The organism is Microcoleus sp. D2_18a_D3, assembly GCF_036702455.1.
Taxonomy (GTDB): Bacteria; Cyanobacteriota; Cyanobacteriia; order Cyanobacteriales; family Microcoleaceae; genus Microcoleus.
Genome location: NZ_JAUBTK010000038.1, coordinates 1 through 15,532, shown reverse-complemented (window position 1 = coordinate 15,532; position 15,532 = coordinate 1). Strand labels below are relative to the sequence as shown.

Sequence of the window (15,532 nt, the reverse complement as noted above, 5' to 3'; positions counted from 1 at the left end):
CCACCTCTTTTATTAGAGGCGTCAAATTATTGGTATAAATTAAGGATTCTTTGCAAAACACCTAAAATCATAGGAACATTATCGAGACAATAAACATCAACATCAATAATTAAATTATTTCCTTCTAATTTAAGAAACCGCCAGACAACGCCAGTAGTTACGCAGCCATATACTGCGGGTATGGAATTGTGTTGGCGTTCGTTAAATAGCTGAGCCGCTACCATTTGTGCTGCACACTGGGGCAGACAAGATTCTATTTCTCCGCTTTTCGTTTCTCTCAATGCAAAAATAGGCACTTTAATTTCAAAATCCAACGGCACGGAAGACAATAGAAAGTCGCATTCCCCATTCAATCCCAGCTCAGAATCTACATCAAATGACCAACCCGAAAAAAGAGAAAATTGTCTGTTGTTTCTTTCTCTCAAATCTAACATGATTGGTGAAATAATCCGTTCGGAACGTTCTTTGGCAGTTGTAACAGCAGTATTAGAACTAATTTCGATGGTTCTCCAAAGCCATTCGGAGGGTTCTACAGGAACAACCTTGGCACTCAAAATAGGACTGAGTGATAGATCCAATCCAAACAGCTCATTTAATTGTTGGAAAGTAAAGGATTTGTAAGGCATATTTCTCTAATACCTAGGTGAAAATAAAGATTACTTCGAGATAGAAAGCGAGTTGAGAAATCCTAAATAGGATTGTAGAAAAACTTCCACCAAAGAAACCTGGTTTCTGCGAAAAATCTTGGTTTGGTAGCGAAGTCTCTAGGAAGAAACCCGGTTTCTCACCGCGTAAGTCCTAATATAGCAACCCTTGCAGAATTGGTAAACCTCTCTTTTCTGCCTTCTTCCCTCTTCTTTCTATCGCCCGATCGCTCAATCCTTCTACCGTCTTTTTTCTGCCCTCTTTGTTGTTTCTTCTTTCTTCTATCCGTTACATTCGTTACAAAATCCGTTGCCGAACTTCCCTCTAAACATTTAACCACTCAAGGAGTACCCTGGGCGCCGGCAACAAAATCATTAACAAAAGCCCGATCGCCAGCAACCCCAAAAAATCCCGCCGATTATCCAATTCACTGACATCATTCAACGCCGGTTCGTCGTTTAGCGGCGTGAAAAACAAAATAATCGCCCACAGCAGCAAACCCTGTTCCAAAAAAGAAAGCAGCAGCATACAAAGTCTAGCAACTTGCCCGATCGCCATACTCGCTCGCTGGCCGAACATCGCGTGTACAATGTGCCCGCCGTCGAGTTGTCCCACCGGCATCAAATTAAACGCCGTCACGATCAAACCCAAATAACCCGCCACCGCTACCGGATGCAAATCGATCGCAGTTTCCGCATTGAAAGCACCACCCAAGGTTAACTTGCTCAAGAGACTCATCAGCAGCGAAAAATTGGGTTTGAAAGAGTCAAAATTTAACATTCCCGACTTGTCTGACAGCGGTACAATTGTCGAATGATCCAAACCCCAAATTAATAATGGCACTGCCGCAACTAAACCCGCCAGGGGCCCGGCAATACTAACATCAAATAAAGCTCGGCGGTTGGGAATTGGACTCCGTATTTGAATGAAGGCGCCAAAAGTTCCCAAGAAAAAAGGAATCGGAATAAAATAAGGCAAAGTCGTGCGAATTTGGTAAAATCGGGCAGCTAAATAGTGGCCGGATTCGTGAATTCCCAAAAATGTAATTAAAGCCAGCGAGTAAGCCAAACCCTGCAACAACATTGATGGGTTGGACTGCAAAGCTTGTTCAGTAACTCCGGCAAGTCGCGCCCCGACAAGCGTAGTCGTAAACACCGTGATTAGCAGCAAAGCTAATGCGAAAAATGGCCGGGTTACAGATTCGGTTTTGACAGGAGTTTCCCCTGATTGGTGGCTGGGATTGGGAACTATAGCAAAAAAAGGTTGACCGCTCAAGCTGTTTTGAAATACTACTAAAAAGCGATCGCCAAAAAGCCTCTCCACATTCTCCCGAATCGCCTGATAAGCCGCCTCCGGGTTCGTCCGCAACTGTCCGCGACAAATTACAGCTTGCGGCCGAAATTCCAAATCTCGCAAAAAGTAAATTGACCAAGGAAAACAATCGCGCAAACTCGCTTCTTCTTCTTGATTGATCGGGCGCACGGGCGGTTTTGGCTTTACAGGTTCAGTCGCAGAGTCTGCTACCTGCTCTGCCGTTTCGGCAGTAATTTTCTTGCGCCCCAACTGTACCAAAAACCAATACAAAAAAGGGCAAACCAGAAAAGGTATAATTACCAACTCCGGCGGTACAGTTTTGCTGGTGCCGTAAACTAACATCCAACCACTCCAAATCAGCGCGGGCGCCATCATTACCAGCCACAGCAGCCATATCGGAGTCCTGGTGATGCGGCTGGTGCCGTTTTGCAACAAGAAGTACGATATCAGCCCCAATACGAACAACCATAGTAAAAAGAACATAATATTTATCCCATTCCCTTCTGAAATACTTCCTTGAAACAACAGAGTTCAGTCTCCAAACAACCCAGGCCCGTGCTCGACAATATCCTGGCTTTCCCCCCTAACCGGGATACCCTGGGTGCAACAGCCTATTTCATTGTAGAAAACCAAACTAACATCCTGGTGGATTGTCCCGCTTGGGATGAGATTAACCAAACATTTTTGCGGGAACACGGCGGCGTGCGACTGCTGTTTCTCACCCACCGTGGCGCTATCGCCCAGGCGCGGGAGATTCAGGAAGCCACGGGGTGCGAGATCCTGATTCAAGAGCAGGAAGCTTATTTACTGCCGGGTTTGAAGGTGACGGTTTTTGAGCGAGAATTTGTGGTGAGCGATCGAATCAAAGCATTTTGGACTCCTGGCCATTCTCCTGGTTCCTCTTGCCTTTATCATAGTGGCAGCGGTGGGGTGCTGTTTTCGGGTAGGCACTTGCTCCCCAACCGAGAAGCCGCCCCAGTACCGCTGTTGACGGCAAAAACTTTTCACTGGCCTAGGCAAATTAACAGCGTCAAGTCAATTATCGATCAATTTTCGCCGGAAACTTTACAGTATATTTGTCCCGGTGCAAATACTGGTTTTTTGCGGGGAAAAGGATCGATCGATCGAGCTTTTGAGAAATTAGCCAATCTGGATTTAGCTGTTTGTTTGCAGTCAAAACCTGAACCCTAAATGTATGCTACAACATCAAAAAACGATCTGACGCGCTAATTATAGCGGTAAGGTGCGCCCTTACGCACCCTACATTATTCTTCAGTCTCTTAGAAAGGAAGTTCTTTGGTGAAGTAGCGGTTTCAACCGCCGATTCTTACCGTGGAAAAAACTGTGGAAAAAACCGAAAAACAAAAAATGCTCGCCGGCGAATTGTATTTAGCTGCCGATGAGCAATTAATTTTAGATCGCCAGCGAGCCCGCCGCCTCGCCAGAACCTACAATTCTACCCGCGAAGACGAACCAGACAAACGGTTAGAAATTCTCGCAGAATGGTTCGGTGCAGTTGGCCCAAAAGTTGAAATCGAGCCACCTTTCTACTGCGACTACGGCAGTAATATTTATGCGGGAAACGGATTGTATATGAATTTTGGCTGCGTGATTCTCGACTGCAATCGAGTTAACATTGGCGAGAATTTGCTGTGTGGCCCCAACGTACAAATTTACACCGCTCTTCACCCCACAGACCCGGAAATGAGGCTTTCTGGCCTAGAACTCGCCGCTGAAATTAATATTGGCAATAATGTTTGGATTGGCGGCGGCAGTATTATTTGTCCAGGAGTCACTATTGGCGACAATAGCACGATCGGCGCAGGCAGTGTTGTTGTCAAAGATATTCCCGCAAACGTCGTGGCGGCGGGGAATCCTTGCCGAATCATCCGGCATCTACCTTGATGTGGTACGATCGACACAATCGTGCGATCGGCTCCTTGGAGCTTAACTCAACAATTTTAGGTATTAGAACAGCCAGTTTGAGATTTTCCACGTAAAATCCCCGAAAAAAACCGTGCAATAAATCTAAAATCTAAAATCTAAAATCGCTTAATATCAAATCCGTTAGCATCGGAATAGTAAATTCGAGTTGACGGTTGACGGTTGACAGTGAACAGTCAACAGTCAACAGTGAACAGTCAACAGTCAACATCATTCCGGTGTTACCGGAAATGATATAATTTCTCGTTCCCGGTTTCCACACTACCAAGCTTTTCTTATGACGACTGCAACAGTTTATCCCAACGCTCCTGATCTCGGCATCGACGACTACATAGCAGTCGGTGTAGCTACCTGCTTCATCAAAGAAGAAGGCGAAGTTTTTGAAGTGCAAGTAATCGAAGCTATTCCCTCAGCAGCTTTAGAAGCAATTGTGAAGGGAATTCCCACATCTTATTTAATGGTTTGCGGGACGACTTTGGGAGCAGTGCTCGACGGCGAAACACCCAAAATGTTGCCAGAATTCCCGACATCAGCTCAGTTTAGCGAAGAATTTGCCTTTCGGGCGATCGCCGCTGCCCGCACTTACAAAATCCGCCCCCAAGCTCAACTTCACATTCCCTTGGGAACAGTTCGCAACGACTTTACTTATTCCTTAGAACGCAAAAGGGTGCTCAACTCCGAGCGCATCATTCGCACTGAAGACAATGTGAAACAGCACGAACACACCCACAAGGTTCTTTAAACAAATCCCGCAACTGGGGCAATTTAGCAGTGCCTCAGCCAGCGGATGCACGGAAAATAGTTTTGATTGTTGAGATGTAAATTAAAGATTTAACAAGTTTTTCCTTCATTAATAATGAACGAAAAACTTTTAATATTTCGTTATTAAGCAATACTGCGGACAGTTTTTGATTACCAACCGTAGAATAACGGTTTCAATGCGATTGCGTACTCGAAATACCAACCGAAACTCAAGGGTTTCAGACTAGGAACTAAAAACAGTCTGGACTATTGATTAAGACAAACACCAAACATCTCAACCTAAAATGTCTACTGCTCACCTCACCTAAATAACATAAATTATTAACGACTGTAAAAAAGAATTAAGTAGTTGATGAAATTTTTTAATTTGTCAAAAATGTGGTATGATATGATTCCTGTTTAACAAAGTGATATCAAGTCGGGTAGCATCGGAATTAATATTACCCACCGCCAGGACACGGCAGTGCCGTGTCCCTACAATTAATCTGGGTAGGGAAACGGCACTGCCGTGTCCTTTATATCATTTCGGTGCAACCGGAAACGATAGGAGCCGCTCGGCGGGAAAAAATTAAAAAATCCCCGCAATTATTGAATGCTAGTAGTTTAAGACGACTGGCAGGCGGGCGAGTAGATAGTAGGTGAGCTAAGGATTTCAATCTCACAAATTGGTCAAACCATGCGAAGCTTTGCGAGAGTAAAGTGGTGGAAATTAACTCAACTATTGCCAGCGGGATTAAAGGGCGAATACCATCTTGGGTACCAAACTGCGCTCTTAATTTTGGGGGGAACAATTCTGGCAGCTAGCATTACGGGTTGTATCAGCTATCAAAGCGTTCGCCGCTTGATTATCACCAATTTAGAGCGAAATGCTTTGTTAGAAGTTAGGGAGCGCGCCAACAAGATCGATCGCTGGCTCGGCACTAGAAAGGCTGAGATCGAAATCCTCGCCCACACTCCTCCCGTTCGTTCGATGAATTGGTCAGTGGCACAGCCTTATTTAAAATCGGAAGTAAATCGACTGCAAGAATTCCAGCACTTGGCATTAATTGATCCCGACGGTTCTTATTTCACCACAAAAGTGGGCAGATCCTTGATTAATGTTAGCGACCGCCAACACTTCAAAAAGGCAATGGCTGGGGAAGTCTATGTTTCAGATCCTACCATTTCTCGCACGCTCAAAAAACCAAGAAGGATTGTTCCCATTTCGGCTCCAGTGTGGTCAAGTTCGGTAAATTCTCTTGATAAAACAACCGAAAAGCCGATCGGAGTAATGAACGGCGTCATTAGCATGGCTCGAATTGCCGAAGTAGTAGGAAAGCTGGAATATGGGGCAGGAACTTACGCTTTTGTTCTCAATTCTCAAGGAGTGCCGATTGTCCATCCCGACGCTCAATTAATCGGAAATATCCACAAGCCGGCTCCGAGTCTTTTAGAGTCCGCAGATGCTAATTTGGCGAATGTAGCGCGGGAGATGGTTTATCAAAAAACGGGCATTGTGCTGACTCAAATCAACGACGCCAGAGTTTATGTTGCCTATCTTCCTTTAGAACAAGCTGAATGGTCGATCGCCCTCGTAATTCCCCGCGACAATCTCGAAAAAGAACTCCTTCCTTTCAAGATACTAGCAGTAGCCGCCGGCGTACTTGCCGCCGCAGCTATTTTCGCAACAATGGTGGCGCTCAAGCTGTTTGTCCTAAATGGCATTCGCAGTCGCACAGAAGCCCTTCTCCACCGCTTGACCGGCCGCATTCGCGCTGGCTTGGGCCTCGATCGCATCCTCCAAACTACAGTAGACGAACTCGGTACTTTACTGAAGCTCGATCGAGCAATTTTCGCATGGTACGACCCCCGACAAGATACTTTAGAATTTGGCTGGGAATATTGCCGGGGAGGTTTGCCGGGGCGCTTGGGAATCTTTGGTGTTCCAGGAGGGCCCTCTGGAGATTTAGCTGCACGGCTTCACCGCTGCGAAACCATACTGCTACATAAAACCGCCGCCCCTGATGCCACAGAGTCTGAGGAACACGCCCATATCGAACTCACAAATCGTCACTACGCAGCAGTACCCGTACTAACTCAGAATCATCGGCTTGGATATCTGTTCGCCTGTGCAAAGCGCCGGTTTGCGACTCCCGACGAGGTGGAAGTTTTGGAAGCAATTGCAGACTCGCTGGCGATCGCAATTTCCCAATCCCAACTCCACAGGCAAATTCAAGAAGAAATCCAACTTTTGGAAGAAGTATTAGCCCAACTCAGAATCACCGAAGAGCTTTTAGTACAAAGCGAAAAAATGACAATAATCGGTCAACTAACCGCCGAAGTTGCCCAGGAAATTAATAACCCAATTAACTTTATTTACGGCCGCCTGATTCACGTTAACGATTATCTCAAAGATTTGCTCAATATAATTCGCCTCTATCGCGAACACTATCCCGAACCTGTGCCGCGAATTGCCAAAGAAATAGAGGCCTGCGACCTAGATTTTATCAGCGAAGAGTTGCCGCAAATCCTCAATTTTTTGAAAATAGGAGCCGATGGCATTCGCCAGATAGTCCTGGCTTTGCGAAAATTTTCACTTGCTGACGAAGCCAACAAAGAAACCGCCAACGTTAATGAGAGCATCGACAATATTTTGCTGTTGCTGGCTCACAGACTGGAGCAAAAAATATTAGTAGTCAAGGAGTACCACAACCTGCCGCCAATTTTTTGTTATCCCGGTCAACTGAGCCAGGTATTCGCAAGTCTGATCATCCATGCTATAGATGCAGTTAAAAATATTGAAAATTCCGCTCAAATTATTAAGATAAAGACCGATATTGTCGAGGAATATAAAGGCAGATTTATTGTTGTAGCGATCGCCCACAATGGCTCAATAATTCCGCCGGAAATTCAACACCGAATATTTGAGGAGTTGGGCCCTACTAAATCCTTTAAAAATTTAACAGGGTTGGAGTTGTCGGTTTGCTATAAAATTATTGTAGAATTGCACGGCGGCCGCCTGACAGTTGAATCTCCGGTTCAACCTCAAATTAAATCTCAAACTGGGGGCGGTGCTGAGTTTATGGTAAAATTGCCGATCGTTTGATATCTATCGCATTTTGCCGCCAGGGAAACCCGTCGCAAATCTAGCTAGCAAGCTGCGCGAAAAGCTTAATTTCGGTTTGTACTGACGACTTTAGCCATAAAACAGAGGGCTGAAGTCCTCACTACAAACCTAACGCTCATTTGTTTTGTTAACCCAAATTGCTATGAAGGTACACTAAAATATAGGGTAAAAGTAGAGGAAATCCAATATGGCGAACAAACTTCAGGTACAAATCCAGGAAACGGTTGAGGAACTAGAGCATCGACTCGAACGGAGTGCGATCGCCGTAAATAAAGAAAAATTACTGGTATTATACTGGCTGGCCACCAAAAAAATCCAAAAAAGAGCAGAATTAGCCACGATGTTGAAACGAGACGAATCAACAATATATCGTTGGTTAAGAGCTTACAAACAAGGTGGAATTAATGAATTACTTAGCATAAAAAAAGCTCCCGGAAAGACTCCACATATTCCACCCTCCGTGAGAGAAAAATTAATCAAAAAACTGCAAGAACCCCAGGGAGAAACAAGTTATGGCAAATTACAGCTCTGGCTAGAAAAAGAATGCGGAATTAAAGTGAGTTATAAAGTGGTACATGACCTAGTACATTATAAATTGAAAGCTGACCTGAAAGTCCCAAGACCCCAAAGTAACAAAGCGAACGAAGAGGTGCAGGCAAGCTTCAAAAAAAAACTATGTGAGCTCATCAAAGTAATGATTAAATATTTCGGAAACTCCAAGCCTGTAAGGATATGGTGTCAGGACGAGAGTAGATTTGGATTGATTACGTGAGCAGGGCAGAATGATTACATTAAAGGGGGTAAAACCCATTGGCAAAAAGCAATGGAAACGAGGAAACTTTTATATTTATGGAGTCGTAGAGCCAGCAACAGGCGAACAATATTATCAAGAATTTTCTCAGCTAAATTACAACTGTTTTCAAGAGTTTTTAAATGGATTTGGTCAAAAATACTCAGAGACTTTCAATCTAATTATCATGGATAATGGTAGCTTCCATAAAGCTCTATTATTAGACTGGGCTGACCATGTAATGCCAATATATTTACCTGCCTATAGTCCTGAATTAAATCCGATTGAAAGATTGTGGGAGCCTACAAAAAAAGACCTCAAGTGGGAAAATTATTCGAGTTTAGATAAACTCAAAGAACAGGTAAATACAATTATCAAATCTCTCACGAATGAAGAAGTTTTATCCCTCTGTGGTTGGGACTATATCCTTGAAGCTATATTAAGTGCAACTTCATAGTAAATTGGTATAACCCAAATTGCTATGATAGGATTAGGGAAATAATAAAGGTGCAACCACAGCAAACAACCAACCTCCCATTACCAAGACTTCCGCAACAATTAATAAAATATTTCTGTTAATTTTCACATTAAGCATTTTCACATTAAGCATTTTCACATTAAGCATTTTCACATTAAGAGCGATCGACCAAAGAGCGAATTTTCTTCCACCAAGCAGCCGGCGAATCCTCCGGGCGATACGCGGCATCAAACATCGACAAAATTAGGGGCAAACCCCCCACCTTCGCACTCATCAACAAGTGCATTGCCAGACAAAACACCAATACCACCCAACCAGAAGCGTGTAAATAATACCAAACCCGCGTCAATTCCCCAGCCGGCAGCCATTCTTCCTTAACCATACTGCCAGAAGCGATCGCCCAAGTCAGTGCCAGCAACATCAACGTATTCACAATCCGGTGCAAACTGTACCACCAAATCGGTTTTCCCAACTGCGTTAGTTTCCCAAAAGAATCCGGCTGCACCAAGCGTTTTTGACCTGCGTGGAAACTGTACAATGCAAAAGCCGGCATTATTCCTAACAGCAACATCTTGCCAAAAGTGCCGTGAATCCCGATAATATCTGCAATCTGAGGCACGGGGACTTTGCCAAACCGCCCATCGTAGGTGTTGTAAACCAGAAAGGCGCTCAAAATTGCTAAAAGGGCGATCGCAGCGTTAACCCCGTGCAGTAACCTGAGCAGCAGTGGCTGGTACAATCTAGATGGCATCGTTAATTCTGCTAGTTGATAAATAATCTTTTACATAATACAGCTAAGCGCAAATTTTTTCAACCCTCGCCAATTGTGAAATAAATCTGAAAGAAAAATGAAAATATTATGATAAAAACGCAATAATATCAAAATTAAGTGTAAACTAAAACAGTCAAGAGGAACACTTTATTTATAACACCTAACACTTTACAAAAATGGATACAGCCACTACCATCTTACTTTCCTTGGGACTAGCAGCAGATGCTTTTGCTGTCGCTGTTTCAAGCGGTTTAGCAATCAAACACATGAAGGTCAATAAAGCTTTAAAAATTGCCTTATTTTTCGGAGGTTTTCAAGCTTTAATGCCCGTAATAGGATGGCTCATCGGTCTTAGTTTTAGTTTTTTGATAACACCGATCGACCATTGGATAGCTTTTGGGCTGTTGAGTTTCATTGGCGGGAGAATGATTTACGAATCGCTGCAAGGCGAAGAATGCGAGAAAAAGTTCAATCCCTTAGATACGGGGACTTTGATAACGCTTTCGGTGGCGACGAGTATCGATGCCCTCGCAGTTGGCATCGGATTTGCTGTTCTGAAAGATTCTATTGCTCTTGCGGTGACTGCGATCGGATTTATTACTTTCTTTTTAGCCTTTGCAGGCGTGTTTATCGGGCACAAGTGCGGCAACTTGTTTGCAAATAAAATTGAGATACTGGGTGGAGCAATTTTGATTTTCATTGGCAGCAGAATCTTGTTTATGCACTTGACAGAAGTGCCATTAGTCATTAGTCATTAGTCATTAGTCAGCAGTCATTAGTCAGTAGTCATTGGTAATGGAATGGGTAATTGGGAAAAAGGTAATTGGCAAAAAGATAATTGGGAATTTTCCCAAATGACAACTGACAACTGCTTTCCTGACAACTGACAACTGACAACTGACAACTGACCCAAAAATGCTATAACAGCAATACTGTGTTAAAGGATAAAAATTTCGTGCTGAAACTTTACGGCGGAGCCCGCAGCAGGGCCTCAATTGTCAAGTGGTATCTAGAAGAAATAGCGGTTCCCTACGAATTTGTCACCCTGGATATGCAAGCAGGGGCGCACTTGCAGCCAGAGTATCTCGAAATTAACCCGATCGGCAAAGTACCGGCAATTGTTGACGGAGATTTTAAACTTTGGGAATCCGGCGCAATTCTGCTGTATTTAGCTCAAAAACATGGTAAAATGCCCGCGACTTTGGAGCAGCAAGCTCAAATCGTGCAGTGGGTCACGTTTGCTAACGCCACCCTGGGGCCGGGAATATTTACAGAAGCAACTCGCGATCGGGAAACTCCCAAGTTGTTAAAACCGTTAAATGAAATCTTCGAGAAACAGCCGTTTTTAATGGGCGATGAATTCGGTGTCGCCGACGCAGCAGTCGGATCCATTTTAGCCTACATTCCCATGATGCTAAAACTAGACCTCAGTGCTTATCCGGCCGTTGTAGATTATATCAAGCGGATCACAGAAAGACCGGCTTTCAAAAGTGCGATCGGCGGTAGCTGAAGGAAGGCACTACACGGATTTTGACACGGATACACGGATGAATTATTGAGGGTGAGTCAGGAGTCAGGAGTCAGGAGTCAGGAGTCAGGAGTCAGGAGTCAGGAGTCAGAGGGCCGAGGAATAAAACTTAACATCTAAAAGCAGGGGCAATTCTGGAATTGCCCCTGCTTTTATTAAAATCAAACTTATCTAAATCCGACAGCCGCCTGCCAAACAAAAGCCAGCAGCAAGAAAAATACGGGAATGACCGGCAAAACATTAACCAAAGGCTCAAAAATCGAATAAGCTTCGGGCAGTTTTGCTAAGAGTAATGCAGCTTCCATGAATCAACCTACCTATCCAACACAATTTTCATAATTGTCGCATATCTTTACCCAAGGCAATCACGATCGATCGACTCTCGGTGCAAGCCAGTAGGCAAACTCTTCAGTAAATCGATCGGCCAAAATCGCCTCCCGCATCCTCCCCGTAAAGCGAATCAACTCCGTCACATTGTGAAGCGCCAGCAAAGTATACCCCAGCACTTCGTTAGCCCGCGCCAAATGGGCCAAATAAGCCCGACTGAATTTTTGGCAGGTATAACAAGGACAAGACTCATCCAGCGGAGCAAAATCCTCCCGGAACCGAGCATTTTTCAAACTCCAGCGTTCCCCACCCACAAAAGCCGTCCCGTGGCGGGCCAGCCGAGTCGGAATCACGCAGTCAAACATATCTACGCCACTCGCCACCGCCAGCGCCATTTCCCGATAAGTCCCAATCCCCATCAAATAACGCGGTTTATTTGCCGGCAACAGAGGCGCAGTCACCTTCACAATCTCTGCGATCAAATCCCCCGATTCCCCCACACTAACGCCGCCGATGGCGTAGCCTGGTAAATCCAAATCTACCAACTGGTTCGCCGCGCGCGATCGCAAATCGGGGAAAACACCCCCCTGGACGATTCCAAACAAAGCTTGATCCGGGCGCGAGTGAGCTTGAATGCAGCGTTGCAGCCAGCGGTAAGTGCGATTTGTGGCAGCCTCCACCTCTTCCCGCGTAGCGGGGTAAGGGGGACACTCGTCAAAGGCCATAATCACATCAGCGCCCAACTCATTCTGAATTTCGATCGATCGTTCCGGCGTCAAATTAATCATGCGGCCATCGCGGGGAGAGCGAAAAGTCACCCCATCATCAGTAATCTTCCGCATTTGGCTCAAGCTAAACACCTGAAAGCCGCCCGAATCCGTCAGCATCGGGCCCGGCCAAGCCATAAATTTGTGCAATCCGCCCGCGCCTGCGACAATCGCTTCCCCCGGCTGCAAATGCAAGTGATAAGTATTTGCCAAAACCATTTGAGAACCCGCCGCCTCAAGATGTGCCGGGGTCAAAGTTTTGACATTCGCTAGCGTCCCCACTGGCATAAATTTAGGCGTTTCCACCACACCGTGGGGAGTGGCAAAAACCCCTGCACGCGCTTGGGTATGGCTGCAATTAGCCTGACATTTAAAAGAAAATTTCGCCCTGTCCTGAGTCATTAGTCCCCGATGCTCGTTAACCGCTACTCGGCCGTCTGTGTTATCTAATCTATTGTTGTTGACATCGCGACAAAAAACTCATGACCCCGCCCAAAAACGGATACAAGTTTCCGACAAGCGTCGTGGAGGGCCAAAAATTTTAGACCTTAGTTCTAACTCCCAGATTCAATGCTGCAAGTAAATCTAAAATCTAAAATCTAAAATCTAAAATCGACTGACTGACGATTAAAACGGGGAATCATCGTCGTCCAATTGTAGATCCCAGTTGCCTGAGAGTACCTGATCGACAACCGCATCCAAAGCCGCAGCATTTAAATTCCGGGCGAATTGCTCTTGCAAAGGATTGGAGAGGGGAATTAACCGCAACTGCCGTCCATCTTGAATCAGGTCAAAATAAGCACCATCTTCAGGGGACTGTTTCAGTTCCAGGTAATCAAAACTATACACGTTCAAATAAAGCGCATGGTTGGCAATCAGGGTAGAACGGTGGGGGTTGGCGAAGACTTCGAGCACATAACCTTCCCCTTCGCTATAAATCTGGCCATCTTGTATGTGAAGGTAGCGGACACGTCCTAAATCAAACAGCAATCTTTTGATATCGCGTTTGTTGACGACGATCCCTGTATCGATGATGCAAGGAGCAACTACCCTGTTATTCAATTGATCGTGACTCATGGAGTAAAAGCCTCTGTTGTAGTATTTTCCCGTCTTGAAAATCAGGGAGTTAGCTAGAATTTTTGGGAATGGAAACGCGGATCTTGAGTTTAGTCATTTTAGATAGGGAGCTTTGGGATCGCTGCCGACAGAGGTTTTCCGGGGAAAAGAGCGGGCGACAGGAGGAATGCTCGATCCAAAAAACTAGGGTGTTACAGTCCAATTCTGGCACACACTAATCGATTGACAACTGCATACCTGATGAAAAACTTTCTATCTTATGGTGGATGATAAATTGGTTCGCTCTACGATCGACTTTTTCCGGAATCAAGGCGCTGCCATAGCAGCCGCAGTCGCTTTTTATACTTGTTTGCCGGTACCGGTGTCTTGGACTTTGGAGTTTCGGGGCATTGCCCGCTTGGCACCGGCGATCGGGCTTTTGATTGGGGGGATGCTGGGACTGGGGGATGTTGGGTTGCAGTTGTTGGGAATGCCTGCTCTGACTCGATCGGCCTTGGTGGTAGTTTTGGGCATCGCGGTGACTGGCGGGCTGCACCTAGACGGGGCAATGGACGCGGCGGACGGGCTGGCTGTACCCGACCCGGTACGCCGGCTGGAAGTCATGCGGGACAGCGTTACAGGGGCATTTGGGGCGATGGCTGCGATCGCGATCGTGCTGCTGAAAACTGCCGCTCTCTCGGACTTGAATAACTATCGGTGGCTGGCTTTGATGGGCGTCGCGGGTTGGGGAAGGTGGGCCCAACTGGTGGCGATCGCCCGCTATCCATATCTGCGGGCCGAGGGTAAGGGAGCTTTTCACAAGGAATCGATTTATTCTCCTTTTGATTTTATCCCAGGAGTGCTGTTGCTGCTGAGTTTGAGCGTGGTGCAAGTTGTATTGGAGGGCGATCGGTGGCTGTTGGCGGTGGGGATGGCTTTGGGGGGAAGTGCGATCGGAATTTTTGCCGGAGCCTGGTTTAACCACCGTTTGGGCGGCCACACGGGCGATACTTACGGTGCTGTAGTCGAGTGGACGGAGGCTTTGTTGCTGTGTCTTTTGGCAGCATTGGAAGGTTAAATTGTTTCTGAGTTAACGGCATCATTCTGCATCATCCAAACGAAAAAGCTGAGGATTTGCTCGACTGGGGGCAGAGGATAGACGGATAAGTCGATCGTCACAGTTTGGTTTTCGAGTTTGATAAATTGCCATTGAATGCCATTACTCACGCTCCCATAGATGATGGGGATGTTTTTTTCTTTGGCTTGATTGAAGCGTTGAGCGGCCACCATTTCCGCAATACACTGACCCAATCCGCTTTTGAGGTCGGTCTTTTTAGCTTCGACAATTACAACGGCGGGGGCTTCAATTTCTAGGACTTCGGACGATCGCGTCAGTAGAAAATCAAACACTCCATTCAGTCCGACAGCTTCGTCGATGGTGAAGTCTTCGCCGGAAAAAAGGCTAATTTGGCGATCGAGAATCCGCCTCACTTCCAGCAGTACGGGATAGATGATTCCTTCCGATCGCGCTTTTTCACTTCCCGATGTAGCGACGATGGGGAGGCTATCATTGAGAGTACCGCTGAGAATGTCTGAGGGTGCGATCGGGTTTAGCGGCGGTATAAAGCGAGCTCCTTCTTGGACTGTGAGATCGAAGGCTTGTTTCGCTTTGGCGATCGTAGTAAATTGACTGTATGGCATAATTTTTTATAGTTGACCATTATAGGTTTTGTTTCGCTATTAATTACTGTAAATGATATTAATCGCAGCTACAATTCTCCTCGAACGGTACGGTGTTGCAAGGGAAATAAGTCATCGAGTTGAGTGACGGATTATTGGTCGGGTTGTCCAGTTTTTCGAGTACATTGCGAATCGAAACTCTACCCAACAAAAACTGGCCTTGCTGATTTACAGTATGAAGGGCTAAATATGCAAGTCATAGAAACCACTATCTACAAAATTTAATTAGGGCTTGCTGAAAAAGCCTCAAACCCTTACATCAAAAGACTTTGGCTCCTGACGGCGCTGAGCGTGTGTAAGATT

General features: G+C 45.6%; 17 protein-coding genes. 9 read left to right on the top strand and 8 right to left on the bottom strand.

The features are described 5' to 3' along the window. Window positions 1–26: 26 nt before the first annotated feature. The 3 genes from QUB06_RS18130 to QUB06_RS18120 all read right to left on the bottom strand — a co-directional run bounded on the left by QUB06_RS18130 (window position 27) and on the right by QUB06_RS18120 (window position 2,442). Window positions 27–626 carry a hypothetical protein gene (locus tag QUB06_RS18130; RefSeq protein WP_333436452.1) on the bottom strand — a complete coding sequence of 200 codons (600 nt, stop codon included), beginning with the start codon at window positions 624–626 and terminating at the stop codon, window positions 27–29. Between the two features lie 158 nt (window positions 627–784). Further along, entirely contained in the window at window positions 785–985 is a 201-nt protein-coding gene (locus QUB06_RS18125) for a hypothetical protein (RefSeq protein ID WP_333436451.1), read from the bottom strand. Then, window positions 970–2,442, bottom strand: coding sequence for a site-2 protease family protein (locus QUB06_RS18120; protein WP_333436450.1), 1,473 nt, complete (start codon window positions 2,440–2,442; stop codon window positions 970–972). The genes QUB06_RS18125 and QUB06_RS18120 overlap by 16 nt, the downstream gene beginning before the upstream one ends. A 33-nt stretch (window positions 2,443–2,475) precedes the next feature. Between QUB06_RS18120 and QUB06_RS18115 the strand changes: the two genes are divergently transcribed. The 6 genes from QUB06_RS18115 to QUB06_RS18090 all read left to right on the top strand — a co-directional run bounded on the left by QUB06_RS18115 (window position 2,476) and on the right by QUB06_RS18090 (window position 9,018). Next, the gene (locus QUB06_RS18115; protein ID WP_333436449.1) at window positions 2,476–3,150 is read left to right on the top strand and encodes an MBL fold metallo-hydrolase; all 675 of its coding nucleotides are present in this window, start codon (window positions 2,476–2,478) and stop codon (window positions 3,148–3,150) included. 153 nt (window positions 3,151–3,303) lie between these two features. Next, on the top strand, window positions 3,304–3,864 hold the full coding sequence (locus tag QUB06_RS18110; protein WP_333436448.1) for a sugar O-acetyltransferase: 561 nt from the start codon (window positions 3,304–3,306) through the stop codon (window positions 3,862–3,864). Window positions 3,865–4,180: 316 nt separating this feature from the next. Beyond that, window positions 4,181–4,645, top strand: a complete 465-nt coding sequence (locus tag QUB06_RS18105) for a hypothetical protein (RefSeq protein WP_333436447.1) — start codon at window positions 4,181–4,183, stop codon at window positions 4,643–4,645. Window positions 4,646–5,341: 696 nt separating this feature from the next. Continuing rightward, window positions 5,342–7,750: a cache domain-containing protein gene (locus QUB06_RS18100; RefSeq protein WP_333436446.1), complete on the top strand. Its 2,409-nt coding sequence runs from the start codon at window positions 5,342–5,344 to the stop codon at window positions 7,748–7,750. Window positions 7,751–7,958: 208 nt separating this feature from the next. Further along, on the top strand, window positions 7,959–8,543 hold the full coding sequence (locus tag QUB06_RS18095; protein WP_333436445.1) for a helix-turn-helix domain-containing protein: 585 nt from the start codon (window positions 7,959–7,961) through the stop codon (window positions 8,541–8,543). Between the two features lie 10 nt (window positions 8,544–8,553). Next, complete coding sequence (locus QUB06_RS18090) at window positions 8,554–9,018, top strand: transposase (protein WP_333436444.1); 465 nt, start codon at window positions 8,554–8,556, stop codon at window positions 9,016–9,018. A gap of 175 nt (window positions 9,019–9,193) precedes the next feature. On the opposite strand, the gene QUB06_RS18085 is transcribed toward QUB06_RS18090, so the two are convergent. Next, the gene (locus QUB06_RS18085) at window positions 9,194–9,790 is read right to left on the bottom strand and encodes a cytochrome b/b6 domain-containing protein (protein WP_333436443.1); all 597 of its coding nucleotides are present in this window, start codon (window positions 9,788–9,790) and stop codon (window positions 9,194–9,196) included. Window positions 9,791–9,987: 197 nt separating this feature from the next. Between QUB06_RS18085 and QUB06_RS18080 the strand changes: the two genes are divergently transcribed. Next, window positions 9,988–10,569 carry a manganese efflux pump MntP family protein gene (locus QUB06_RS18080; protein WP_333436442.1) on the top strand — a complete coding sequence of 194 codons (582 nt, stop codon included), beginning with the start codon at window positions 9,988–9,990 and terminating at the stop codon, window positions 10,567–10,569. A gap of 197 nt (window positions 10,570–10,766) precedes the next feature. Beyond that, window positions 10,767–11,321: a glutathione S-transferase family protein gene (locus QUB06_RS18075; RefSeq protein ID WP_333436484.1), complete on the top strand. Its 555-nt coding sequence runs from the start codon at window positions 10,767–10,769 to the stop codon at window positions 11,319–11,321. Window positions 11,322–11,506: 185 nt separating this feature from the next. On the opposite strand, the gene QUB06_RS18070 is transcribed toward QUB06_RS18075, so the two are convergent. The 3 genes from QUB06_RS18070 to QUB06_RS18060 form a co-directional block, all read right to left on the bottom strand. Next, complete coding sequence (locus tag QUB06_RS18070) at window positions 11,507–11,644, bottom strand: photosystem II reaction center protein K (protein WP_006634808.1); 138 nt, start codon at window positions 11,642–11,644, stop codon at window positions 11,507–11,509. Between the two features lie 60 nt (window positions 11,645–11,704). Next, window positions 11,705–12,835: a tRNA guanosine(34) transglycosylase Tgt gene (gene tgt / locus QUB06_RS18065; protein WP_333095096.1), complete on the bottom strand. Its 1,131-nt coding sequence runs from the start codon at window positions 12,833–12,835 to the stop codon at window positions 11,705–11,707. 225 nt (window positions 12,836–13,060) lie between these two features. Then, entirely contained in the window at window positions 13,061–13,510 is a 450-nt protein-coding gene (locus QUB06_RS18060; protein ID WP_333085519.1) for a hypothetical protein, read from the bottom strand. A 259-nt stretch (window positions 13,511–13,769) separates the two neighbouring features. Here QUB06_RS18060 and cobS point away from each other — a divergent pair, with 259 nt between their 5' ends. After that, window positions 13,770–14,567 carry an adenosylcobinamide-GDP ribazoletransferase gene (gene cobS, locus QUB06_RS18055; protein ID WP_333436441.1) on the top strand — a complete coding sequence of 266 codons (798 nt, stop codon included), beginning with the start codon at window positions 13,770–13,772 and terminating at the stop codon, window positions 14,565–14,567. Here cobS and QUB06_RS18050 read toward each other — a convergent pair. Continuing rightward, complete coding sequence (locus tag QUB06_RS18050; RefSeq protein ID WP_333436440.1) at window positions 14,564–15,190, bottom strand: hypothetical protein; 627 nt, start codon at window positions 15,188–15,190, stop codon at window positions 14,564–14,566. The two genes, cobS and QUB06_RS18050, sit on opposite strands and share 4 nt — an antisense overlap. Window positions 15,191–15,532 lie beyond the last annotated feature (342 nt).